The organism is Nocardia brasiliensis, from assembly GCF_042691675.1.
Lineage (GTDB): Bacteria > Actinomycetota > Actinomycetes > Mycobacteriales > Mycobacteriaceae > Nocardia > Nocardia brasiliensis_D.
Genome location: NZ_CP170507.1, coordinates 6,834,853 through 6,858,875, shown reverse-complemented (window position 1 = coordinate 6,858,875; position 24,023 = coordinate 6,834,853). Strand labels below are relative to the sequence as shown.

Below are 24,023 nucleotides of genomic sequence, written 5' to 3'. Positions count from 1 at the left end.
GGGTTGGTTGCGGCAGAGTGGTGGGGTGAGCGAAGCGCGTTCGAACTACACACCTAGGCCGATGTCCAGTAAGACCACCTATGCGTTGGGGGCGGTGGCTCTCGCGTTGATCGCGGTGATCGTTTTCGCGGCGGTCCGCTGGGGGCATGACGAGGCGAGCGTGCGCAACGAGGGGTATGGGGCGGTGCACGACCCCGGTGTGCGCGTGCTGCTGGAACCGGATGGTTCGATTCTGCTCGGTAAGTCCGGCGCGCCGAAGACGATCGACATCTTCGAGGACCCGATCTGTCCCGCCTGCGGGAACATGGAGCGCATCTACGGGCAGGAGATCGCCCAGAAGATCGATGAGGGCAAGCTGGCGGTGCGCTACCGGCTGGTGAACTTCCTGGACAACCGCTCGCGGAGCAAGGATTACTCGACGCGCGCGGTCGCCGCCAATCAATGTGTCGCCGAGGGCGGTTCGGGCGCGGTGTACTCGAAGTTCCACATGGAGTTGTTCACCACCAAGCGCCCCAGCGAGGGGGGCGCAGATCTGAGCAACGACGAACTCGCCGCGATCGCCCGGGTCGCGGGCGCGCCGGAATCGGTGCTGCAGTGCATCTCCACCGGCGCCAAGGTCGACGCGGCTCGCACCAGCGCAACGGCGACGACCGACGCACTCGGCGCGGCACTCGGCGGCTCCGCGGGCACGCCGACCGTATTCGACGGCAAGACCAAGATCGACCTGAACAACGAGGACTGGGTGGACGCCCTCACCCGGTGATGTCGAATGGGCCTCGGATAGGCCAATGGCCCACGCGATATCCGCTTGCGTGACTAGGCTTTTCGAAGATGGTCAGTTGTCCGAGTAGCGCGCGCAAAGGATGAATGATGACGGATCCCGAGTCGGCACCATTCGACGTATCCAAGCCGAGTATCTCGCGGGTCTACGACGCACTGCTCGGCGGTAAGGACTATTACCCGTCCGACGAGCACGTCCTCGAGCATCTGCGTGCGACCATGCCCGAGGTCGACGAACTGGCCAAGCTGAATCGCGCGGTCCTCGGCCGCGGGGTCCGCTACCTGGCGGGCCGAGCGGGACTGAAGCAGTACCTCGACCTGGGCGCCGGGCTACCGACGATGGAGAACACCCATCAGGTCGCGCAAGCGCTGCAACCGGACGCCCGGGTCGTCTACGTCGACAACGATCCGATCGTGTTGGCGCATGGGCGTGCGCTGCTCGGGGGAAGCGGGCAGACCAGCGTCATCACCGCCGATTTGCGCGACCCCGCTGCCGTGCTGGCACACCCCGACGTTCAGCGGATGATCGACTTTTCCGAACCGGTCGCGGTCATGCTCGTCGGCATGCTGCATCACCTGCACGACAACGAGAATCCCGAGGGCGTGGTCGACGGGTACCTGGATGCCGTGCCCGCGGGCAGTCACCTTTTCATCACGCATTTCCTCGACACGGGCGAGGAATCGCGCGCGTTGGAGAAATCGTTCCTGAACTTCCTCGGCACCGGACGATTCCGGACCCGTGAGGAGATCATGCGCCTGTTCCGTGGCTGTGAGCTGGTCGAGCCCGGCTTGGTGCCGCTGTCGCGGTGGCGACCGGACGGCATCGTGCGCGACAAGCTCACTCTCGTCGAAGAAATCATCGTCGGCGGGATAGCCGTCAAGCCCTGAACGTGGGTGGGGCCGGGCCCGGCACACCACCTTGCCGCGGCCCGGCCCGCTCGACGCGGGCCATTCGACTCCAGGGGTTTCCTGGGACAGCGGGCGCCGAGCATTCGGTTGGTTCGGGGGCCGAGCCATCGAGCACGTCGAAGACCCGGCCCACTCGGCGGCGATCCGGCTACCCCAGTCAGCCAGACCGCTACCCGCCGAGCATTCGGTTGGTCGGAGGGCCGGGCCGCCGCATCCACCACCCGACGGCCCGGCCCGCTCGACGGCGCGGTCGAACATCCCCCGGAACCGCGGCGCATCGAGTTCGTTGGTTTGTGGGCCGAGCCGTCGACTCCACCTGTCGACGGCTCGGCCCGCTCGACGGCGCGGTCCAGCTTCCCCAGTTGGCCGGGACCGCTGCGCGTCGAGTCTTCAGTTGGTCTGTCGGGCCGCCTCCGGCTGTCGATGGCCTGGCGCTTGCTGCCCCTTGTCTGTCGGACCGGCGCATATCGAGGTGGGTCAATACGCGGTGTTGATCGCGGGAGTTGCTGCGTCATCGGGGATTTCGTCTTCCGGAGTGATGCGGCACAGCTGGTGGTGGACGAGGACGTGGCCGCGAAGTGGGTAGGCGACATCGTCAGGAAAGCCGTTCGCCGGTTGGGTCCGAGGCGGGCCTTCGATGAGGCTGGTCGGTGCGTCGACGTCTTTGTGAGGGAACAGGTATCGCGCTCCCTCGCGGACCGTGGTGAGCACCGTGCCGGTCGGCGCGATCCACTGCAACCGGTCCGGGTCGGCCAGCCAGGTTTCCCACGGCACTTTCTTCTTGTCCGCCAGCGTTTTCAAACGGTGATGGCGCGAGCACAGTGTCGTTGTGTCGGCGCGTGAGATCGGCTGCCGGTGGTGTGCCAGTTCGGATTCGGCTGCGGGCATCGTGCATCCCGGGAACCGGCACATTCCGTCCAGCGCCCGCACTTCCCGGTCCAATCGCGGCGACTGCGCCACTTGTTCACCCGCGTCCGGATCGTCGGCCGCCGATTGTTCCGGAATCACTTGGAACCGAGCATGTTCCGCGAGTAACCGGGCCAGCCCGGCATCGATCGGGCCGTATCCCGCGAGAAACGCGGGCGCGTCCCTGATCCCGAGCAATGTGTCCGCCGGAATCCCGATCTGGATCAGCGGCCGACGCGGCGACTCGGCCGCCACATCCTTTTTCGGACATCGCTCGCCGCGCCCACACCCGCAGCGCAATCGCCCCGACCCATCGGCCAACGCCACCAGCGCATCGGCCCGCCGCTGTGGCATCGTCCGCGGATCCGACGCACATACCTGCAAGCTCATTTCACGCAGCCGCATTGCCACTGTCTGCGCACCGGGCGCAGGCAGTGACCCCTCGAACACGGCCATGCTGTCCTGCATCGCCCGAATCCGGACATCGCGGTCATCCTGTCGCCGCTCCCGACGACGTTGCGCCCCAATGGGATCCAGCCGTGCCACCCATCGCCGCGCCGCCTGTCGTAGCCGCACCGGCGTGGTCCGCCCCGCGGTCTCCAGCAACCTCGGCTCCAACTCGCCGAGCACGTCCCTGGCCACCGCGCGCGTGTTGTCGATGATCACCCGCACTTTCGCCAAGTCGATCCGCCCCGCCGCGAACTCCGCCCGCGTACGCGGCAGCCAGTCCTCCAGCGCCAGACCGACATCGATCATCGCGGCAATCGACCCCTCATCGACCTGCACCGCCACCGCCGCCTCCGTTGCCGCGAACTCACCCGCCCGCACCCCACCCGGCCCCGGCTCCGCACTCGCCGCCCGATGTCGCCGGTACAGCTCGCGCACCGCGAACACCTCCGCCGCCTGCGCCGCCGCCGAAGCCCCATGCGCCGTCCGAAGGGCGTCGATCAGCCCCTCGTCGCTCATGGCTTGAAAGTCCATCACCGAGAGATCGCTTCCTTCGAACATGCGTTCGAGTCTACGACCGTCGACCCCCCACCGCCACCCCCGATTCAACGCGATTTGGCTGCCACCACACCCGTGGTGTAACTTCGTTCAGGCAGTCAGGGAAACCTGAAGGCAACCCACTCGGGGCTATGGCGCAGCTGGTAGCGCACCACACTGGCAGTGTGGGGGTCAGGGGTTCGAGTCCCCTTAGCTCCACCAAATGTCCGTTACTCGAACCCGGCACCGAAAAAATGCCGGGTTCGGGTAACGGGCTTGTTTGGTTTTTGAGGCTCTTGTCGATGGCTGATGTACGTTTCGCTGGCATCGGTGAAGGCGCACAGCGACTGGTTTTGTCTCGTGTGCGCTTTTTCGCTGCTTGGTGGAAGTCGTCGAATGGGCTGCTGAGCGTGCCTCCGATCGAAATCTCCTCGTCCACATAGAACCGTTGGTAGAACGTCTGATTCATGAGTCGGCGGGTGTCGTCGGACGCGTTGCTGTACATCGCATGTGGGTCGGACATGAAGCTGATAGCAGTCCGCAACGCAGTGGCACCGACTCCCAGTTCGGCGTGGGTGCCGAGGAGCCCTTCATTCGCGCGATCGCGCTCGACCTGGATCCGCCGCAGACGTGTCTTGATCTTCTCCTGGGGGATCGAGCCGTCGCCGGCCAGATCGAGCAGCCGTTCCTCTTGACCATCGAGCTCATCGAGTCGCTGCTTCAGGCTGTTGTGCATGGTTCGGACGGTGCTCTGCTCGTCAGCGAGGACAGCGTCGAGTAGCGCGTTGACTTCGGAAATGAAGTCGGCGGAGAGTCGAAGTGTGGCGTAGTGGTCAACGATCGCCTGCTCGACGAGCGCGGCAGGCAGATGCGGCAGGTCGCACACCCCGTCTTGGCGGCTACGGCAGAGGAAGTAGCCGTACCAGCGACCGGTATGGCTTTTGGCTTCGGTGTAGATGAGCCGGGAGGTGCGCTCCTGGCCGCGACAGCTGCGGCAGAACAAGGCGCCTTTGAGATAGTGCTGCAGTACTCGGTCACGCTGCCCGGGGCGACTGCGCATGTTGCGAACGTCTTGGACTCGGTCGAACAGCTCCTGATCGACCAACGGTTCGTGTCGGCCTGGATAGACCTGCCCCTTGTAGATGATGTAGCCGAGGTAGTAGACATCGCTGAACATGCGGTGGAACTGTTTCGCATCGACCGGGCGTTCAGGCAGTTTGCCTCGGGCGCGGCTGGTGAGGCCCATATCGGCCATCGTCGCTTCGAGACGCTCTATCGTGTAATCGCCTGTGGCATACAGTTTCCAGGCCGTCTTGATCAACGAAGCTCGCTCGAGATCGACCTCGATCGTGTTGAACCGTTTGCCTTCGAACTCAGCCTGCACGTTGCGGTAGCCAAGCTTGGCGAAGCCGTTTGTCCCGCCGTTCACAGCCTTCTGCAGCATCTTGTCTTGAATGTCGAGACCCTGCAACGTGTTCTGCAGGCCGTTCATGATGTCGAGCATGCCCTCCATGGCGGTGGCATACGGACCTTCGCCGAAGTCCTCCTTGACCGAGACCAGCCTGACGCCCATCTTTTGAAGCTGCACTTGAACGATGGCGGCATCGAACTGGTTCCGGAAGGCCCGTGAGCGCATGTAGACGATCACATACCTGACCTCAGGGTGGGCATGTAGGTACGCGATCATGCGTTGGAATGCGTCGCGGTCAATTACGTTCTTGGCGGACTTGCCAGGCTCGATGAACTCCTCGACCACCTGGGCGTTGAGCAAGTCTGCTTTCGTATGTCCCCGATCCCGCTGGGTGGAGATCGACAGACCATCCGGGTCGAGGTCGATAGCTGTATTCATTTGTCGCTTACTCGATACCCGTAAGTACAGCACCGCGGCGTCACGTATCGCCAAGCTAGGGTCCGGCCTGCAGGGGTTCTCCATCTGCTTGTCCCTCCGTCACGCCGCGTCTTCGTATCGGGATGTGCCAGTTTCGCAGCCATGTCGGTCGGAGCCTGCGGACGGCAGCTTCGGACGGTTCTTGGTACCCGGGTTTGACTGCATGGCTTGGGTGATCACAGCTCGACCGAGGGCGCGAAGGTCCGGAGTGGCACGTAGAATGCCATCTACGCGAATTCGGCGCGTAGTCGCGGAATCAGTCCCTGCACCACTGCGACGCTGAACTTTCTTTGGCTTCGACATGACCGAACCTCCCGTCGAGTTTGCATCTAGTCTTGAGAACCAACCAGCTTCTGCGCCTTCTGAATTGCGATCAGGTCGGCCCTGTACACGTCCATCCACGCTCGACGCGCCGCGTGCAGTCAAGCCGCTCGTGCGCCAGCGACTCGTCGGGGACGGGATAAAGTGCTTCTGTCGGAAATCGAGTGCTTGAGCGCTCGGTGCCGGGCAGAGCGCGGCCTGCAAGAGCTCGCGGTAGATCATCCACATGGGAGAGCGCCCTTTCGATCGACATGTGGTGTTGGCACCAATGCACTGGCATGATGCTTGCCGAAAATCGCCTAGCGTCCCTGGATGGTTATGGCCGCAGATTTCGCCATCACTTTGGTCGTGAATCTCGACACCGGCATTGACGCGGCCTTTTATGTGTTCGCGATTTTCAACAGAGCTATGGCCAGACGCCGGAGTGGCTGCCGTATGCCGGGCAACGCGGTGTGGCCTCTTCGCTCAGCGCGCACAGCGGCAGATGCGCGACACACGGTATTCGGCTACTTGCCGTGCGTTCGTCTGGCCGAGTCGCACGCGACCGCGCTTCGGGCTGCCCGAGGAGATCGCCACAGCTGTGGATACCCGGCGTTCGGCGCGCCGATTCCGCCGTGGTCGAGGTGTTCCGTGGCGACCGCCCCGGCCGCCGGGGCGAGCGAGCTGTTCTAAGCGGGTGCCGCAGGTTCGAATCCTCGGGGCGGTTCGAACAGCATCCGCACAAACGCCTACCCGTCGTGAACTGCAGATTTCGGCCGATATCGAGATGATTCGATGTCGCCGCCGTCGTCGAAATGGCGAACCTTCATGAGCCTCCGGGCTGTCGAAGGGTGTGGCCGGTCTGCTGGTTGTCAAGTCCGACCGATCCGTGACCCATCTGGTCCGACCCAAACGTGACCCGCTGGTGGGTCCAGTGGCCGCAACATAATGCCGAGTTCCGCGCGGCAGTCCCTCATGGAGCTGGTGAACTCCGCCGGGCGGAGGGGTGACTAGTTGGCAGCCGCAGAGCGGACCGGCAGGAGGGTCACTACGACCACGTGCATCCCCTTGGGCGTCGAGCCGAGCGTGCACGACAAGCACCCACCGAGGCGTGGAAGACAGTTGCTCCCCGCGAACGTCACCCCATACCGACCGCGTGGGGGTGCTGGTCGTACCTGGTCAGACCACGCGCTCCGCTAACGCACGATCAAACTCGCGCGTTCATATCGAGACGAGACCAACTGGAAGAACAGGTTCGCCGCCTCGGACTCGAAGGGGATATAGCCGACCTCATCAACCACCAGAAGCGGAATCCGGCCGAGCTTTATCAGCTCTGACTGCAGTTTTCCGGCGGAATGAGCCTCGGCCAGCCGGGCGACCCATTCCGCGGCGGTCGCGAACGCGACCCGATGCCCCGTCTGGCACGCCCGGATGGACAACCCGATCGACAGATGTGTCTTCCCGGTTCCGGGCGGGCCGAGGAACACGACGTTCTCGCGTTCGGTGATGAAATCCAAAGTGCCCAAGTGGGTGATGGTGTCGCGTTTGAGCGAGCGCTGGTGGTCGAAATCGAACTCCTCTAACGACTCCCGGGACGGGAACCGGGCCGCGCGGATGCGGCCCTCGCCGCCGTGGGCTTCGCGGGTGGCGACTTCCCGTTGCAGGCAGGCGGCCAGAAACTCCTCGTGAGTCCAGTTCTCGCTGCGGGCGCGGTCAGCCAGCCGGTCTACGGCATCGGCGAGAGTCGGAGCCTCGAGCGCCCTTGCCAGATAGGCGATTTCGGGTCCGACGTTGCGTGAGCCGTTGGTCGAGGTGTTGGTGGCCATCACGCGATCCCTTCGTCGTCGAGGTCGAACACTTGGTCATAGGCGGACAGGTCCCGGTGCTCGATAGTTGTGTCCAGGGCCCGGCTCGAACGCATCTACCGACGAACCCCGCGGCGCGCGCTGATACTTCGGAGGTTCATGCGCCGCCAAAGCCTTCTTTCACGGTGTTCTTCGAGATCTGCCGATGCCGGGCTATCGCCCGGATCGGCATACCTTCGGCCCGATCCAACCTGCGGATTTCCGCCCAGTCCTCCACGTTGATCACCTCATGATTCGTCACGGGGTGGGTCAAGGTTCGCTCGGAACCACCAGGTCAGTATTAAACCGGACTCCACACTGGTTGAACTTGGTCGCAGGTCTGGCACATCGGCGGGGCACGATAAGGATGGGGACGGCACTGACCTGCTGTTTTTTGGCGGGCAACTAATCGTGGAAGCGGATCTTGCGTTGTAGCGCCAGGTGAATGGGTGCCAATTCGCTCGTATTTGGCCGGAGAACGTGCTCCTGGCGTGTGGAAGCGACATCGGCCGGATCCAGCCATGTGTAGACCACACCGAACAGCAGTTTCTCCGCGCGAGCAGCTGTTGTCGAAGCCGATTTCGCGCTGGCAAGTGTTTGGCGCTCCTGACATCTGTCAGCGGGCACACATCTCAGGTGACGAGCGATTAGCGGGTCGCCTCGGGGCCTTGTGTTCATCGGTGGACTTTTCCCACCCGAAGCACTAGACCGTGCGTTCGTGGGAATATTCGGCGAGGCCGCAATACCATGTAGGGCAGCGTGATTGACCGGCGCGGCCGGGACGATCTCGTGTGGAGCGAGCAGTTGGGGGCTAGGTGGGCAAACCACGGGGAAATCTGAGCGCGAAGGTGCCCGAGGGGCGGCGCGCGGTCGTTGAGGCATTGCGAGAATTGCTCAACGAGTCGGGTCTGACGAACAACGAGATCGCCGATACGCTCACCCCTCCGCGCCCGCGGTCGACCTTTTCGCGGCATCTGCGCGGTGAAGGTCAGGGCCAGCCGGATGCCGTGCTCATCCACGCGGTGGTGGAGGCCGTCGCTGCGCGGGGACAAGGCGGAGTTGAAGAGGTGTTGGCCCGGTACCCGGTGCTGCGCGACGGATGCCAAGCGATGTTGCGTCGCAGAGAGCCCGATTGGGTAGATGCGCACGGCGTCGAGCTTCTTGAACTGATTGCTTCCGGGCGTGAGTATCATGCGCTGGCGATGCTACGGACATCGTTCGCTGATGACGAAGTGGCACTGGCCACCCAGCTGGTCAGGATCGGGCGCTTCGACCCCGGAGCAGTTGTCGCATTCCTCGCCGCTGTTGGCGATGTCCACGGGGAAGAGCGTGCTCAAATGCTGACCGCCATGCTCGCGGAGCTCGATGACACAGTCGTCAAAGCATTACAGACCCTTCCAGCTCGCAGGGATCCATTCTATTCACGCTCTCGCTGGGAACAGCGACGACCGGCGAACCAGATTGTCGCGGCACGACTTGTGGCGTTGGTGCGCCGCGGTGACACCAAACAGGCTGCCGTCGAGCTTGGTGATGCTGTGATGATGGCGAAGTACCCCGCTCGGTTCGACGAGCTTGGTGATGGTGTGGTGGCGAAGTTGCCCGCTCGGTTCGACTACGGCAGCGAAGGGCTGTTGGGCTGGCTCGTTCGTGAGGGGCCGCGCGAGGCGGGGATCGTCGTGAGCAAGTTGACGCAAGACGGGCGCCTGATTCGCCGGCCAACTTTGGAACGATACTTTGAAGAACCGTGGCCCCACGAGGACGACCGTGAGTTCATTGGGAATCTCGATGTCCGGTGTCTCCACCTCCTTGTCGATACGCTCTGCAAAGAAGGGTTCAGAGGACTCGATCCTGGGGGCTTAAGGATGCTACGCGTGCTGTCGGCTGCCCGACCCGTTCAAATTGGGCAAGTGCTGGGACGGTTAGTCCCGCCTAGGCCAGCTCATGGCGCGGCTATGTATCGCGATCTTCGCACGATGTACTTCATCCAGTTGCTCCGAGAGCATGACCGGGCGTGTTTCGAGGCGCGCACGACAGGAACTAACGGTGCAGCTCAAATTCTTTTGGTAGCCGCCCGTATCGAGCGGAGCCGACTTGTTCAAATCATCGACCGAGTGTGGTGGGTCGACCCGGAGGGCAAACGTGGCCTGAGCTTGGCGGGAGTCCGCGAAAGCTTGAGCTCGGGCCTGCGTCAGGCATGGTCCCTGGAGTTCGTGCTCGTGGGTGAAGTGTTGGGGGAGTTGATGTTGTTGCGAAACCAGACTGCTGGCTCGGTGCTGGTGCGCATGCTTTCTGACCCGGGCAGTACCGAGATCGAGTGTGCCCAGGTGAGTACGGATCTCGGCACAATAGTCGAGCGCTTAGAAACGGCGGCAGCCGAGTTGGTGACGCCTGTCGCCGCAGCTTTGACGTATTCCAGTGAAGACGATGCCATCTTCGTCGCGACGGATCTAGCTGCGCGGTGCCCCACCTTTGTAGGTCGGGTCCTGGTAGTGCTGTCGGTGACTGCGACTGACCGGCTCACGACAATTATTGGCGGACTCACGGCCAGCGCATCGGCGCAAGCCGTGGCGTCAGTAACGACTGTTACAGGTTCGCAGTTGTGGGAAAAGTTCTCACCGGAGGGCAGGGGCGGATCCGGGGCTGCGTAGCACCCCTGGATCCGCCATGGCCAAGACGAGGACCCGTACTGCGTCTCGCTTGCAGGATGGTGTCTCGCTTGCAGGATGGTGATGTGCGAACTCGGCAAGCGATCATCTAGGCCGAGCAGGGATGCAGGGCCGTCGGAGCTACTTCTCGTAGCTGCCGGGTTATCGGCGGGAGCGGAACACCCGGAAGGCGGCGACGATGAACCCGCCAGCACCGGCCAACAGTGCCGCGTCCGCTCGGCCGACTACCACTAGCACGATCACCGCCGTGACCACCGAAAGGAACGCCAGCAAATCGACCAAGGCGGAAGCTGCGGTTCCATAGGCGTGCTGCTGTGTGGAGCGGGCAGGGCCGTCATTTGGACAGACTTGACGCGTTGCGTTGTTTGGATAAGAGCTCGGATTCGATGGCGTGAGGTCGATCGACGGCGGCGGGGTGGTGTCCGACATCAGGGTGGAGGGCCTTTCCGGTTAGCCGGGCTGACCCGGATAAGAACCTGTGTCGTCGCCTTCTACAGTTTCGACGCGGGTCTCCGGGGCGGTCCCTGTCGTGGGCACGCTCCGCCCAGTGTTACTCGGGATAACCGTTCCGTAAACGTTGGGATTACACCCTGAACTGGCCGAATGAATATTCCCAATGAGCTCCGCAAAGCAACCGTCGATCTGGGATTTCAGTGAACCGAGCTCCAGTCGACTAGTCGCATGACGGGCGCAATTGTTCTTCGCCGCAGATTGAGCGCACCGGGTACTGCGGACTTCCGGTCGATCACAGGACAGTGCTGGCCCCGGCACGCCGAAGTTGACTCCGCTCACTCGTTGCCTGGCGGCCGGGCGAGGTGGAGTGGAGGGCGGTTCCTAGAGCCTGGCTGCGTTCGGAGTTGAAGTCAGACGCGAGTCGCATCCTGTGCACTCATTACGTGGTCCAGAACGGCGGTGTCTGGAACGGACACCGGGTGCTGTCCGAGCAATATCTGCGCCAGGCAGCCGAACCTACCCTCGCCAACGGTTGCGACGGCTACCCGTTCTGGACCAACCGCGGCCAATGGTGCACCAGCGCCGCCTTCCCTCCGCAATGTCGGTGGAGCACAGAATGATCCCGAGAGCGCCCGCCGACCTATTCGCCAGGGTGGGTTTCCTGCACCAGAACAACTTCATCATCCCCAGCCTGCACATGACCGTCACCTGGGTCGGCCGCCCTCGGCGTCATCGCCCCCGACATCGGCACCCTGCTCAGCGCCAACCCCGGCACCTCCGACCTCTACTACAACTTCTTCCGCATCCTCATGCGCGAAGTCACCGACACACACATCCCCTACCCCGGCCCCTATCAACACCCACCGATGAATCTCAGCTTCGACCCACTCAACTTCGCTGACCCATCGGTCCTAATGGCAGACCCTTTCCCAACAGCACCTGTAACATCTTCACCTGCAACAGCCAGCCATCCGATAACGTCCGTGCCCGCGCACGGCCCCTTGTGATGGAGGGGCAACGTCCCACTCCTCCGCCGTTCGGTACCGCACGGACCGTTTTCCTACTGGGATTGCACGTTTTGGCGGTGTGGTGCCTCTATGTCTTCAACATCCCCGAGTGGAGGAGGACACGACCGAATGAGCGTTGTAGTAGCTGGGCTGATCGCGGGGCTGGCCGCGAATGTGGTAGCCGTGCTGGGTCTATGGTTGCGGCTGCGTTGGAAATCCATCCAGCAGCAAGGACACCACCGGCACACGGTCGAGCTCGCGCAAGTGCTCCCGCCATGCAGCTGTGTGGACGCTCACCACTCTGCCAATGGATTGCGCACCAAATTGACCATCGGTGCAGGGACGGAGCATCGCGATGACAGACGAGTCTGATCAGATCAGCACCGCCGATGTGCGCGTGCCACCGGTGCATCTGTTCACGAAGGCGGCACAGGATTCGCTGTATCGAGAACAGTTCAGCGCCTTCTATCGGGAGTTCCTACCCAATCTGGTGGCGTTTCTGATACACCACGGTGCTCGCCCGGTCGATGCCACCGATATCGCCCAGGACACCATGACCAAGGCCTGGCAGAACTGGTCGGCGATCCAAACCCCCAAGGCTTGGACGCGGCTGGTGGCCAGCCGGGAGCTAGTGCGCCGGATCGCGCGGATTCAGAAAGACCAGATCGCTGAATCCGAGCACTCGGCGTTACTGCCTACGAACTCCGACCTCGATGAATGGGTCGAGCAGCACCACTACCACCGGGCCCTGTCAGCTCTTCCTCCGCGGCAACGCCAAGTCATGATCTGGACGATGGAGGGCTACAAGCCCGCCGAGATCGCCGAGCGACTCCAGCTAGACCCGGCGACAGTCCGCTCGAACCTACGCACCGCACGCCGCGCCATCGTGACTCACTTGAACAGGAGCGCGCCGCAATGACCGAATCCCTACACGACACCACCACAGTCGGGTCCTGGCTGACTGCGCAGCGGCACGACTTCCTGGCCGGGTTGCGCCAACGGCTCGACCTCGAGGCCGGACTGCACGAAGCGCTGCTGGCCGAACAGCACACTGCTCTGGCGGACAAGCTACGAGACACCCTCGACATCGAGGCGGGCCTCGCCGCGATCGTTCCCCCGGATCTGACCGCCGTCGTAGGCGCCGACGAGGAAACCGAGGACGAAGGATCGCTGGAGTGGGCATCAAGTGCGCTGGCGGTCATGCCACTACCGGGGCGGCTCATTCTACGAGAACGTCTGGCTGATCGGCTGGCTGCTGCAGCCCGCAGGACACTCGAATGCATGGGTATGCAGGACGACCCTAAGCACCGCCTCATGGACGTTCTGCTCGACATTGCAGATGTGTTCGTGGCGGCGGCGGGAGACAGCACGGCGTCGCCAAGTGACCGGTGGCGGATCTCCGTTCAAGGGCTAGAGCTTCCCCCGTGGCCCGACCATGCGGCGAACCGGGACGAACAACGGCTGGACCCTTCCGGTGAGGGGTTCGATATCGTGTTGCAGAACGGGACGGGGATGATTCACGTGAAGTCTTCGTATGACTCGGCGAGCCAGGTCTCGGAGTTGATCAACATGCTGGGGAGGGCAAACCGTGAACCGGACCGTAGCCAGGGTTTGGCCGGGACCGGTTGGATCGGTGCCTGTGAGGGATATCTGGTCGAGGTACTCAAGTGCGCAGTTCGGCACATCGAGGAGCCGACCAAGCAGGGCACCGACAAGGCGGAGTATGTAACCGAAACACTCAACATGGTCGCGAGTCATCTGAGTTACCTCGAGCAGATGCTGAACGACTTCCGCGGGGTCGACTTGCGCAAGGTCGACTTGGCAGGGATCGACCTAGGAGGGGTGCGCTGGTCGGACGCGACCACGCAGTGGCCCGAGCACTGGATCGAAGAGATCAGGCGAGACTCCGTGCACCTCGGGGACGGTGTCTGGGAAATCAATTACGGCACAAGGGCACACAGAGACAGCCTCGTCTGATCCTCAAGTGCAGTTACTAGGCCTGCCGGGCACGGGTGAGGTGAGACTCGTCATCGGGATGTCAGTAGATGACGTGCGGGTTCGTCACTTGTGTCAGTAAGTCTCGTCGTGGAATGTCAGTGTTGGCGGGTCGGTTGTGACTGTGGGATCCTTGGTCCGAGCTGCGGCAATGCGGATCAAGTGCCAGTGGTTACGCGTCATCACTGATATCGCGGAATCTGTCTTCGCCAGACCCTGGGCACACGTTTTCAGTTCACTGCCAGTCCGGGGCGTTGTGCCTGCGCCGGGATGCAGGCGACGAAGGAGTGCCTCGGCGGCGGTGTGCTCGCGGAGGAAATCGGCCAGCGCGGCGAGGTCGTGGCCGGGGAGCGCGGGTCGAGCGGGTGCCCAGGTGAAGCGCCGTGGGCGATGTTTGCGATCTCGGTCGGTGCGACGCCGACCTGAGCGCCACCTACTCCACCGCGTTGTCCGGGATCTCGCCCAGACCGCAGCGGCACCGGCCATGTTCGGTAAAAAATACGCAGCATTACTGCGTCGCATCACGCTTGCAGTCGGCCGCTTTCGGCGGAGTCGAGCTATTCAACCTCGCCGCAGTCTCGGTCACCTGATATCGCTACCGAGGCAACGCGATCCACACCCTGACTGGCGGCACTGCCCACACTCGCGCCGGCGGCGCGATCTCGTGGAGAACCCGGTGCTCAGTAGTGGACCCGGAAGTAGATACGGCCGATCGCCTGGACATCCACCGGCCGTACTGAGCTGCTGTCATCGATGGCTCCGGGGGTGAGCGCCGCCGATCCGCACCGACATCTACAATCTCCCAAAGATGAAGGTTGACGCTGCCAGGCTCCGCGCAGCGCAACTCGGCGCGAAGTAGACGCCCGAATTCGGGCCGAACGCCGCACCTTCGCTGGGATGAGCGGGATCGCCGGGCAAGACGGATATGATCGCTAGCCAACCCATCTTGCTCTGTCGTATTGAACGGTTTGTGTCTCCACCCGTCATGGCTGTGTCGCTACGGATACCGGCTTGAGAAGGAACAGAGAGATGCCAGGTAAGAACCCTTATTTGGACACCGCGGCGAAGCAGCGGCGAGGGCGTGTGATCATCGCGGGGATTGGCGCTGTCACCGGGTACGGCTGGGGTCGGACCGCCTTGTGGGAGGGTTTGCTGAGCGGTAAGCATGCCGCTTTGCCGGTACCGGGTTTCGGTCAGGATCGGGATAGTGATGGGTGGGTTGCCCGGGTGCCGGACGGTGGTGATCCGGAGTTGGGTCCGGCGTTGTACGGGCGGGCTGTGCACGAGTCGGTGCGAGAGGCGGTCGCGGACGCGCGTGCGCGGGGCTGGAGGCCGGGAAGAACCGTGGGATTGTTGCACGCGATCGTGCTCGGCGATGTGTACGAGTGGGCCGACTTCTACGTCAACGACCACGGTAAACGTCGCTCTCGCGATTTCTTGCGAATGATTCCCTCCACACCGAACTCACTCATCATGCAAGAGCACGGATTTCATGGTCCTGCGATGAGCGTGATGGCAGCTTGCTCGTCGGGGACTGCTGCGATCCTGACAGCCCAAATGTTCCTGGCCCAGGGTTTCGTCGATGACGTGGTCGTCGTGGCGAGCGACCTTTCCGCGACGCCGGACATCGTAATTCCGTTCGTGACATTGGGCGCGGCGGTGACCGACGCCGAGCCGCTCGATGCGTGTCGTCCCTTCCAGGAGGGCAGCCGCGGCTTCGGCTTTGGCGAGGCGTCGACGGCGTTCGTGGTGACGCGGGAGGCCGAGCGGCCCTACATGGAGGTGCTGGGTGGTGCCATGTCAAACGATGGCTACCACGTGATATCGGTGGAACCATCGCACGAGCAGATCTTTGCCTGTGTACGTGATGCTCTCGATAACGCGCAGGTTAGTCCGGCGGATGTGGCCTATCTCAACTCACATGGATCCGGTACCTCGCAGTGCGACAATGCCGAAACCGCAGTCCTGGCCGAGATTTTCGACAACCGTCCGCAGACGGTGGCGACCAAGCCTCTGACCGGACACTGCCAAGCGGCTTCGGCAGGAGTCGAGATTGTGGCCACCGCCCTCGGGTACGAGCACGGTCTGGTGGTGTCGGCGCCGATCGTGGCTGCGGCGCATCCTCGATTGATCGATGGCGTAGTCAACCACAACGGCGGCGTCACGGTGAAGATCGCGCTCGGCATGGGCGGCAACAACTCGGCGTTGGTTCTGGGCCCGGTCGGCTCGACCGCCGCCCGTTGATCGCTGAGTGGCTGCTCAGGAGCGGGGCGGAGACCCATTCGTTCTGCCAAGGCACGTGAATGGCCGCCCCGGGCTCCGGCTGGTCAGTGTTCCGCTTCATAAGGCAAACGGTCACAAGTCAGACGTGACTGCATTTTAGTATTCGTTTCAAGCCGAGATCTATTGCGAATGTGAGGTGCAACCGTTACGTTGACGATGAGCGCACCCCGCTCGGCTTGTTGTCTCGTTTCGGCCCGGGATCTTGAGCTGGTTCGGGAATGGCGGGCGGGATTGGTGCTTGTGCTACAGATGGTTCGTTGGTCGCGGTAGCTCTTTTGTCGGGGGACGGATGGAGGCCATGGGTCCAAAGATAGACGTCTTGAAGTTTCGCCCGGATTTGCGGCAGGACGATTTGCAGGTGTTCTTGGACCGTCTCCGGTCAGTAATGCCGACCGATTTGTGGGCTGTGATCGAGCCGTACACGCTGCTGCCGCGCGCGTGGGACGCCCAGACTTATGGCGTGGCCGAGCCGATGGATCGCTCGACGGGCCCGTGGATCTGCGAGGTCAACGCACCAATCAAATGGCACGACGTGCTGGCGACGTTGCCGCACGTGCAACTCGCGAACACGAGACCGTCCATCGGTGATCTTCGCACCGCGTGGGCGATGATCCGAGACGCCGGTGCTGCGCCGACATTTGCTGTGAACCTGGGCCCGGCCGCTGAGACTGGGATGTGGCAGCTTGAGGTGGTCGCCGTGGTCGCAGCCGGACGGATGGACCAAGCGACGGCGCTGCTTATCGCCGACGTCCTTGGCGGTCGTCTGTGCGGGACGTTCACCGTGCCCGAGTGTCTACTGTGGCGCACCTGTAGGTAGCCCTTCGCTGGTCACATAGGTGTTCGTCATTGCTGGGCTAGCTTTGTACTTTGCGTCGGCGCTCAGGTAATCATTGGTAGGATTCGGAACGCACGGGCTCGGTGAGTGATTCCCGCGTTCGAGCAGACTTCCTGAGGTTGAGGCGTGATGCCCTCGGTTGGACGGAGTCAGCCCGGCATGGAAATGATCAGCAAGGATGAACTCGACGGAGCCCATACGTATTCTCCCGCGTTATTGCGTGCGTACGATCTTTGGGTTTTAGGGCTCAATAATTCGGTTGTATGGCGTTGTCCGACACGGAAACTGCTCGATCTTTACAATCGGAACGTCTCTGATGCACATCTCGATATCGGCCCCGGGACCGGTTGGTTTTTGCGGCACGCCAAATTTCCTCTGCATCAGTGCCCAGACGTGGCGTTGGTAGACCTGAATGAGCATGCCCTGTCGATGTCGCGTCGGCGTTTACGGCAGCGTGGTATCGACGCCTCGGTCCACGTGGGGTCGGTGCTTCATCCGTTGCCGGTCCATCGCCGGTACACATCCGTAGCAGCAAGCCTGGTTATGCACTGTGTGCCCGAAGGATGGGACACCAAGGGTGTCGCCTTTCGGCATATCGCGGATGTGACAACCGATTGCGGTGTGTTTTTCGGTGCCACCGTGCTCAATGTCGGCGTGCCGCACACATGGCTCAGCCGCGCCACCGGGCGGTTCTTCAATCGTCACCACGCCTTCCACAACACCGGTGACGATCTCCAGGGGCTCGGCGACGCGCTAGACGCCACGTTTGCTGACATCGACCTGACTGTGATCGGCTCGGTGGCTGTGTGGACTGCGCGAGGTCCGCGACGTTCCCTTACCAGCGAAGCCGGGTGCGTCTAGGGCAGGGCTATCAGCATCCTGGGCGGGGAGCCGAGGCGGGGTATCGTGGGCCCTCAAGACAATGGCGACCGGGTGGACGGGCCGCTTCTGGGCGGTCGGCAGGCGAAAAGCTTTGGCCCGATATGGTCGGCCGGTCAACCAAATGTCTCGTTCTATCGCATTGTCTCGGGAGGCGATCACCTGGTCCAGGTCGATCTGATCGAGCACTTGACCGATGAGGACCGCATCCATCGGGGCGAGTTCGCCAGTGGTTGCCAGGGGGACGCGATGGTCAGCATCCACCATCAGCAGGGTTGAGTTGGTGAAGGCAACGACAGTGCCGAGACGTGTATCGAGTTCTCGGCTGTCCAGCCGCATGGTGAGTCCGTACAGAGATCGTCCGGAGTCGTCCGGGGTGCCGATCCCGCCGACGTGCGCGGCCGACCAGAAATGGATCCACTGGTCTTCGGTCGGTGCGCGCACAGACCACATGGCCTCGGCGAGTAGACCCTTCTCGCCGGTCAGTGCGTCGTAGTACAGGGACAGGAACGCGGGTGCATCGTCGGGGTTGACGCGGCAGAGCAGGTCGCGAATCGGGCGTTCTTCGCCCGCTTTTCGACCGTCGCCGATGAGACTCAAGTCGTCGCCACTACTTCGTGTGGTAACTCTGTCCAGGTCCAGTATCCAGGCGTTGTAGACCGGCGGGGGTAGCGGCGGTGGCTCGGCAAGCCAGACGATGAGCCCCAGCGGTGTGCCGTCGGGGGCCTTGATCCAATGGCTGCGGCATTCGAGACCGGCCTCTGTCGCGGTGTGATCGGTTGCGGGCCTGCCGAGCAGGTCTGTGACTACCCCTTTGAACAACTGCTCGGCGCCGCGGCTTTTCAAGCCGATCTCGTACGCGATTCGACGCAGCGGCCGGGCGGCGCGCCTTCCGGCCACCGAGTGGACGACGATCTCCCCTTGGAGATGCGTCCCGACTACATCGATGCCGATCCAGCATCTCGGCAGCTGCATAGATACGAGCTTACCCATTCCAGTAAGAGCTATTTGCCATGAGTAGAAGTTCGACTCGCTACTGGGCCGCAGGTTTGCCCAGGTGAAATGAGTGATCAGTGTGTGATTGCAGTCACAACGATTGATTGCTATGCTGCGACTGCGCCGACCGGTGAGAGCAACTCCCGCGTTCGGAAGCAGAGCCCAAGTACGCACTGCTTCAGATGGATGCGTTAAGAGTCGACCGGCATAACGGCACATTCCCGGATTCGCTCAATCTATCCGACGAAAGACGGTGTTGAGCGCACGGCGACTCTTGACACGATTTTACTGAGCAGCGGCACGCGGGATCGCTTGCCTGTCCGCCCTTCGCGGTCGGGGCTGATCCGCTTCGCTGTTGCGGCGATCTGTCTATCGCGCCCGCCGGAGCACAGTCGGTGGCAGGGCGTACTGAAACGCTCAAAGCTCAAGGAGGACAACGATGTCCGTGTCAGAAACAAAGTGCTCGGTGGAGTTGGTGGAGTCGGCGCCGGTCATGGTCGCTGGTGCGGTCGGTGGCCAGCACGCGACGGTGGGAGGTCTGTGATGAGCTGGTCGATGGGTAAGCATTCGTCTTCAGTGGTCGCGGCAGCGGTGGCGGCGGCTGCTCGCCGTAGCAAGGGTTCGGTTGCGGTGGTAAGGATTTGGGTGGTGTGGACGCGGTCCGGGCGTGTGGTGGGGTGTGAATATGCCTCGCGTCTGGATATCGAGGTGCCAGCTGGCGTTCGGGCCGACGCCGACGCGGTGGTGGTGATCGCGGTCGCGCCGACACCGGTTGCGCATCCGGTCGCCGGGCGGGTCACGGTGATCTGTGAGTATTTGGCGGCCAGGGGATTTCGGGTGTATGCGGTGCATGCACGTTCGTTGCGGGAAGGTTCGGTGTGGACCGGGCTAAATGGGCCGATATCGGCCGGAGTCGTGCCCGCGCCGCGCCCGTCGGTGCGAACACCGCACCGCCCGCAATGGCCGCGTATACGGGCAGCGGGAGCCAGTCGGAGACTGCTGGTGGCCTACGCCGTGACGGCCGCGCTGGTGTTCGCGGCTCCCTCCGCGGTGAGTGCGCCCCCGCCGGGACAGCCCGGGGTTGGCACCGAACCGCGTTCCCCCGGACAGGCCGGGGTGACCCCACGTTCGGCTGACCCGGCCCCGAGCAGCGAGCGCCCCGACCCGAGCGGGCGCGTGGTCTCCCAACCGAGCACCGTGACACCGGCGGGGCCGATGGCCGGATCAGCACAGCCAGTGCCTATGCCCGCGCCACCTGCCGGGAACGCAACGGTCGAAGTGGACGACTCGGTACGGATCGGCGCGGCGGCGCTGCCGCGACCGGACTGGCTGTCCTCACCGATCGCCGCCCGCGAGCGGGCATGGAACAGCTACCTGGCGGGGCAGGCCGCCACCGCCGTGGAGCAGGCTGGGCTCGCCGACCCCAGCGGCGCCGAGGCCGTGTTCGGCACCGTCGGAGGCCAGCCGGTGCAAGCGCCGCAGGAGCTGGTCTGGGCCACTGAGCCGCAAGAGCTGGCGTTGCTGGTTGCTGAGGCGGCCGAGCCCGTCGCGGCCCTGGACCCCCAGACGGGTGGGGTGATCGAGACGATTCTGACGCAATTGCCGGGCGACGGGCGGTGAGGGCGATGGACTACGTGAACCTCGATCCCGAGCCCGAGCGGATCGTTGGCGAGGATCCGCCGACCGAGACGGTTGGACCGGCAACCGTGGGACTGGCGCACTGGTTCGCCACCCGAGCCACAACCACCGACAACGACGAGCCGTGCCCTCGTGCGCGCGGGCGCGGACGGCGGCGGTCGCGCGGCGTGCTGGCTGGGACCGGAGTGCTCGTGTGTGCCGTCGCCGTCCTGACCTCGACACCATGGAGGGACGGCGGTGAGGCGCGAAGTGGCCGGGTCGACACCGCCCCCTCGGTCGACTCGAGGCCGGCGAGCTCCTCGCCTGTGATGAGTGGCAACTCCGCTGGTTGTGCGCACCCGACCGAGGGCGGGCTCACTGCGGCGGTGACCGAGCCGGGGGCGCGGGCGATCGCTCGGTTCGAGGCGGCCTACTACCTGTTCCGCAGTGGCGTGCGGGCTCGGGAGGCCGTCGCGGCGTCGGCGGCGATCCCGGACGCGGCGCAGATACAGGCTGGTATCGACTCGATCCCTGCGGGAACGACCTATTGCGCGCATATCAGCAGGCTCGCCGGTGGCCTGTACGGGGTCGAGGTGCACGAGTTTCGCCCCGGTGAGCCGGAAAACGTGTGGCGGCAACAGATGTCGACCAGCGACAGCGACGGGCGCACGGTGGTTACGTCCATCACGGGACTGTGATGCGGTCGGGACCGGAACAGTTTGAGTGACAACGGAATTTCTGGAAATGAGGTGGTGGCGATGCTGATCGCAGTAGCAGGGGTGCAACCAGGAGCAGGAGTGAGTACATCAGCGCTGGCGCTGGCCGCTACCTGGCCCGGTCCCGAACCGGTGATCGTCGTGGAGGCCGATCCACACGGCGGCACCCTCGCCGACGCGTGCGGCGGCGACCCGCGCCGGGGACTGACCAGCCTCACCGCGGTAGCCGGTGACGGTGCTGTGCTAGGGCTGGCCGAGCTGAGCAAGCACCTGCAATGGCATCCCGTCGGCGTCGCCTACCTGGCCGCGCCCCCGCGTCCTGCCGACACCAGGTCCGCGCTGGCCCACCCGATCCCGCTGGGCCCCGAACCCGGCTTCGAGGGGTGGGAGGAGCTGGTGGTGGTCGCCGACTGCGGGCTCGCCGCGCCGGATTCGGCCGCAGCGCCGCTGCTGCGCGGTGCCGATCTGCTACTCGTTGTGGTCCGGGGGCGGCCTGCCGACGCCGCGAAGCTGCGCGAGCTTGCGACCTGGTGCCCTCAGCTGCAGGTGGTCGTCGTCGGCGACCCTGGTCTGCGCGGGGTTGCCAGTGGCCTCGGTGTGCCGGTTCTGGGATGGCTCCCGCACAGGGAAACGATGGCGACCGCCTTGTTCCGGGGACAGGTTCGCGCGCACCACAGTGATCTCGGTGTTGCGGCGCGGACCCTCGCCGTGACGGTCCGTGAAGGCGTGGGTGCCGGTGCCGTGACGGTGCCGGGCCATGCCCGCCTGCGTATCCCGTGGCGTCGCAGCCAAGGTCGGTCGCACCGCCCGGTTCCCCGGGTCTACCGGATCGGGCACCGCCGCCTCGGCACCACCATCGACCGCCCCTCCGTCCAGCAGCAGCCCCGCGCGCAGCAGCTGGCGGCGGATGCGGCCACGATCACCGAGGGCGAACCGCTCACGCCCCGCACCGTGGTGCCGACCACCGCGGCCGAGCCCGCTTCGCCACTCGTCTCTCCGCGGGCCGGGCCGACGGGTGAGCCCGGCGATCCTCCACCGGTGCTCGCGGTGCGGGTGTTCGGGCCGCTGCGGGTGCTGTGGCGGCCCGGATCGGGTGATCCCGAGGAGTCCCTGGTGGAGATCACCGCAGGTTTGCAGCGCCGCAGTCGGGAGGTGCTGGCATTGCTGGCGGTCTATCCGCAGGGGCTGACCCGAGCTCAGCTGATCGAGGCCCTGTGGGGCCGACGAGCGCCGCACCGCCCGGCCAACGCCCTGCACACCACCCTCGCTCGCCTGCGCGCCGCGATCGCCGAGGCCACCGGCGGCACCGTGGACCACGTACTGGCGCGTGACTCGGTGCGCTACTGCCTGGACCCATCGGTCAGTACCGACTACGCCGAGTTCGTGGCGGCCCTCGCTCAGCGTCGGCACGCTGGAACCGACACCGAACGCCGCGACGCGTGCAGGCGCATCGTCGAGCTCACTACGGCCGGAGCCTTCGCCGCCGACCTCGATGCCGAATGGATCGACCCGATCCGCCAAGCCGTGCGCCGCGACGCCGCCACCGCGCTCGGCGCACTCGCGCAGTCCCTGGTCGCCGACGATCCCCGTGCCACACTGCACCTGCTCGAAACAGCCCTGGACGTCGATCCGGCCAACGAGCGCCTGTACTGCGATGTGATGCGCCTGCACGCGCGGCTCGGTGAATACCAGGCCATCGACCACACCGCCGAATTGCTCGTCCGCCGCCTCGCCGAAATCGGCGAGAAGCCGAGCCGGGAAACACTCGCACTAGTCCGCCACCTCCACCGAAAAACATCATGAGATGAACATCGGATTTACGAATAATTCACGGCAGGACGTGCAGTAGATCGATATATACTGGCCGTAGCAGCGGACGGATTTCTGGATCCCGAATACTGCGGCTGAATCAATCCGCTCGCAACGCCGAGCTCACGCCAGTAAATAATTCGCGGAGCCTCGGGATACGAGAACATGGAGACCGGGGATGGCAGCGAGCCACGTCGATCGTCCTTCCGCGTGCTTCAGATTTGCGGGCCCATGCAGAATTCGAGTTGAGGTGAACATTCCGTGTATCAATCTGTGTTGCATTCGGTGTGTCGGTCCCTGTTGCAGTTGAGTCGCAACACTCGACTCGCGGTGGTCGCCAGGTCACGACCGCTATTCGCCGCGCCCGATCGCCCAGGGTCCTACCCCGGCAGGGCAATATCAACATGGGGCCGGGTGGTGTCTGGGTGTCCGTGGTGGCGGCGTCCCTATGGCGTGTATCGAGTGGCTGGTCATGCCGTCTTCTGACCTCTCTGTGTATTTCGTGTATACGACTCGGCAATGCGTCTGCTCGGACCGTTTAAATCAGTGTGGAATTGCGCAAAAGAATGGGCAAATACCGCCCTGACCTGCGGAAATTCGTTTGAAAAATAGCGTGAAATGGGTTGTGTGCCGTGTCGAGTCGAGCTAGTCTCGATATATAAGAGAAATTCGGGAAATCCCCGGGATGCCAGGTTTGCGGCCACGCTATTCCTGTGTGAATATTTCGCTGTTGCCGCGCCCTGTAACTGACATCGAAAAATCGGAAACCATTCTAAATGGAGGCGAGTCAGATGAGCACCGAAACCCGCTCAAGCGATGACCGACTGATTATTGCGATGATGAGTTTCGTTCCGCCCGCCAGCGTGCGAGATGCGGGCGATTTCGAGTCGTTCGAGACGCTGGACAGCGCACGGGAATGGGTGGAAGAACAATTGCGGGCCGACGTCGCAGAGCACGGGGCGGCGTGGGACTTCCGTGCCGACGTGGCGTGGGTGGGCCGCGCGGAATTCGACGCCGACACGTGGGGCGTGGTCGATGACATGATCGCCCGCGCCACATGGGACACCGCGACCGATTCGGTCGTATGGCAGAACGACGGCCCGTTCGACTTCACCGACTGCCACATCTGAACCGCTCCGCGCCGGGGGCTGTTAGG

Annotated in this window: 16 protein-coding genes, 1 tRNA gene and 3 pseudogenes; 14 read left to right on the top strand and 6 right to left on the bottom strand. The window is 63.8% G+C overall.

From position 1 onward, the window contains the following. The first annotated feature begins 61 nt into the window (after window positions 1-61). Complete coding sequence (locus ACFK0J_RS31450) at window positions 62-763, top strand: DsbA family protein (RefSeq protein ID WP_378733349.1); 702 nt, start codon at window positions 62-64, stop codon at window positions 761-763. 107 nt (window positions 764-870) lie between these two features. Then, window positions 871-1,668, top strand: coding sequence for an SAM-dependent methyltransferase (locus tag ACFK0J_RS31445; RefSeq protein WP_378733348.1), 798 nt, complete (start codon window positions 871-873; stop codon window positions 1,666-1,668). A gap of 498 nt (window positions 1,669-2,166) precedes the next feature. Here the strand turns inward: ACFK0J_RS31445 and ACFK0J_RS31440 are convergent, their stop codons facing one another. Next, window positions 2,167-3,603 carry a DUF222 domain-containing protein gene (locus ACFK0J_RS31440; protein WP_378733347.1) on the bottom strand — a complete coding sequence of 479 codons (1,437 nt, stop codon included), beginning with the start codon at window positions 3,601-3,603 and terminating at the stop codon, window positions 2,167-2,169. A 122-nt stretch (window positions 3,604-3,725) separates the two neighbouring features. Between ACFK0J_RS31440 and ACFK0J_RS31435 the strand changes: the two genes are divergently transcribed. Together ACFK0J_RS31435 and ACFK0J_RS31430 are read left to right on the top strand one after the other, a co-directional pair. Then, window positions 3,726-3,801: transfer RNA gene (locus ACFK0J_RS31435), tRNA-Ala, on the top strand. A gap of 160 nt (window positions 3,802-3,961) precedes the next feature. Continuing rightward, a complete protein-coding gene (locus ACFK0J_RS31430; RefSeq protein ID WP_378733346.1) occupies window positions 3,962-4,360 on the top strand; it encodes a hypothetical protein in 399 nt (132 codons plus the stop codon). A gap of 342 nt (window positions 4,361-4,702) precedes the next feature. On the opposite strand, the pseudogene ACFK0J_RS31425 reads toward ACFK0J_RS31430, so the two are convergent. The 3 pseudogenes from ACFK0J_RS31425 to ACFK0J_RS31415 form a co-directional block, all read right to left on the bottom strand. Beyond that, a pseudogene (locus ACFK0J_RS31425) lies at window positions 4,703-5,428 on the bottom strand (recombinase family protein); the annotation flags it as partial. A gap of 1,541 nt (window positions 5,429-6,969) precedes the next feature. After that, window positions 6,970-7,593 (bottom strand): annotated as a pseudogene (gene istB, locus ACFK0J_RS31420) (IS21-like element helper ATPase IstB); the annotation flags it as partial. 81 nt (window positions 7,594-7,674) lie between these two features. After that, a pseudogene (locus ACFK0J_RS31415) lies at window positions 7,675-7,858 on the bottom strand (helix-turn-helix domain-containing protein); the annotation flags it as partial. A 568-nt stretch (window positions 7,859-8,426) separates the two neighbouring features. On the opposite strand from ACFK0J_RS31415, the gene ACFK0J_RS31410 reads away from it, so the two are divergent. Continuing rightward, window positions 8,427-10,259 carry a hypothetical protein gene (locus ACFK0J_RS31410; protein ID WP_378733345.1) on the top strand — a complete coding sequence of 611 codons (1,833 nt, stop codon included), beginning with the start codon at window positions 8,427-8,429 and terminating at the stop codon, window positions 10,257-10,259. A gap of 159 nt (window positions 10,260-10,418) precedes the next feature. Here ACFK0J_RS31410 and ACFK0J_RS31405 read toward each other — a convergent pair whose 3' ends face one another. Continuing rightward, window positions 10,419-10,559, bottom strand: coding sequence for a hypothetical protein (locus ACFK0J_RS31405; RefSeq protein WP_378733344.1), 141 nt, complete (start codon window positions 10,557-10,559; stop codon window positions 10,419-10,421). A 1,533-nt stretch (window positions 10,560-12,092) separates the two neighbouring features. On the opposite strand from ACFK0J_RS31405, the gene ACFK0J_RS31400 reads away from it, so the two are divergent. The 5 genes from ACFK0J_RS31400 (at window position 12,093) to ACFK0J_RS31380 (ending at window position 17,711) form a co-directional block, all read left to right on the top strand. Then, on the top strand, window positions 12,093-12,656 hold the full coding sequence (locus ACFK0J_RS31400) for an RNA polymerase sigma factor (protein WP_378733343.1): 564 nt from the start codon (window positions 12,093-12,095) through the stop codon (window positions 12,654-12,656). A gap of 71 nt (window positions 12,657-12,727) precedes the next feature. After that, a complete protein-coding gene (locus ACFK0J_RS31395; protein WP_378733342.1) occupies window positions 12,728-13,714 on the top strand; it encodes a hypothetical protein in 987 nt (328 codons plus the stop codon). Between the two features lie 1,047 nt (window positions 13,715-14,761). Next, the gene (locus tag ACFK0J_RS31390; RefSeq protein ID WP_378733341.1) at window positions 14,762-15,976 is read left to right on the top strand and encodes a beta-ketoacyl synthase N-terminal-like domain-containing protein; all 1,215 of its coding nucleotides are present in this window, start codon (window positions 14,762-14,764) and stop codon (window positions 15,974-15,976) included. A gap of 358 nt (window positions 15,977-16,334) precedes the next feature. Continuing rightward, entirely contained in the window at window positions 16,335-16,832 is a 498-nt protein-coding gene (locus ACFK0J_RS31385; protein WP_378733340.1) for a hypothetical protein, read from the top strand. A 177-nt stretch (window positions 16,833-17,009) separates the two neighbouring features. Further along, window positions 17,010-17,711 (top strand): class I SAM-dependent methyltransferase, encoded by a 702-nt coding sequence (locus ACFK0J_RS31380; protein WP_378733339.1) that lies wholly within the window; start codon window positions 17,010-17,012, stop codon window positions 17,709-17,711. On the opposite strand, the gene ACFK0J_RS31375 is transcribed toward ACFK0J_RS31380, so the two are convergent. Continuing rightward, the gene (locus ACFK0J_RS31375) at window positions 17,604-18,704 is read right to left on the bottom strand and encodes a hypothetical protein (RefSeq protein ID WP_378733338.1); all 1,101 of its coding nucleotides are present in this window, start codon (window positions 18,702-18,704) and stop codon (window positions 17,604-17,606) included. The genes ACFK0J_RS31380 and ACFK0J_RS31375 overlap by 108 nt on opposite strands. Window positions 18,705-19,433: 729 nt before the next feature. Here ACFK0J_RS31375 and ACFK0J_RS31370 point away from each other — a divergent pair. The 4 genes from ACFK0J_RS31370 to ACFK0J_RS31355 all read left to right on the top strand — a co-directional run bounded on the left by ACFK0J_RS31370 (window position 19,434) and on the right by ACFK0J_RS31355 (window position 23,997). Beyond that, window positions 19,434-20,345, top strand: coding sequence for a hypothetical protein (locus ACFK0J_RS31370; protein ID WP_378733337.1), 912 nt, complete (start codon window positions 19,434-19,436; stop codon window positions 20,343-20,345). Window positions 20,346-20,671: 326 nt separating this feature from the next. Next, the gene (locus ACFK0J_RS31365; protein ID WP_378733336.1) at window positions 20,672-21,040 is read left to right on the top strand and encodes a hypothetical protein; all 369 of its coding nucleotides are present in this window, start codon (window positions 20,672-20,674) and stop codon (window positions 21,038-21,040) included. Between the two features lie 99 nt (window positions 21,041-21,139). Continuing rightward, on the top strand, window positions 21,140-22,861 hold the full coding sequence (locus ACFK0J_RS31360) for a hypothetical protein (protein ID WP_378733335.1): 1,722 nt from the start codon (window positions 21,140-21,142) through the stop codon (window positions 22,859-22,861). Window positions 22,862-23,706: 845 nt separating this feature from the next. Then, window positions 23,707-23,997, top strand: a complete 291-nt coding sequence (locus ACFK0J_RS31355) for a hypothetical protein (protein WP_378733334.1) — start codon at window positions 23,707-23,709, stop codon at window positions 23,995-23,997. Window positions 23,998-24,023 lie beyond the last annotated feature (26 nt).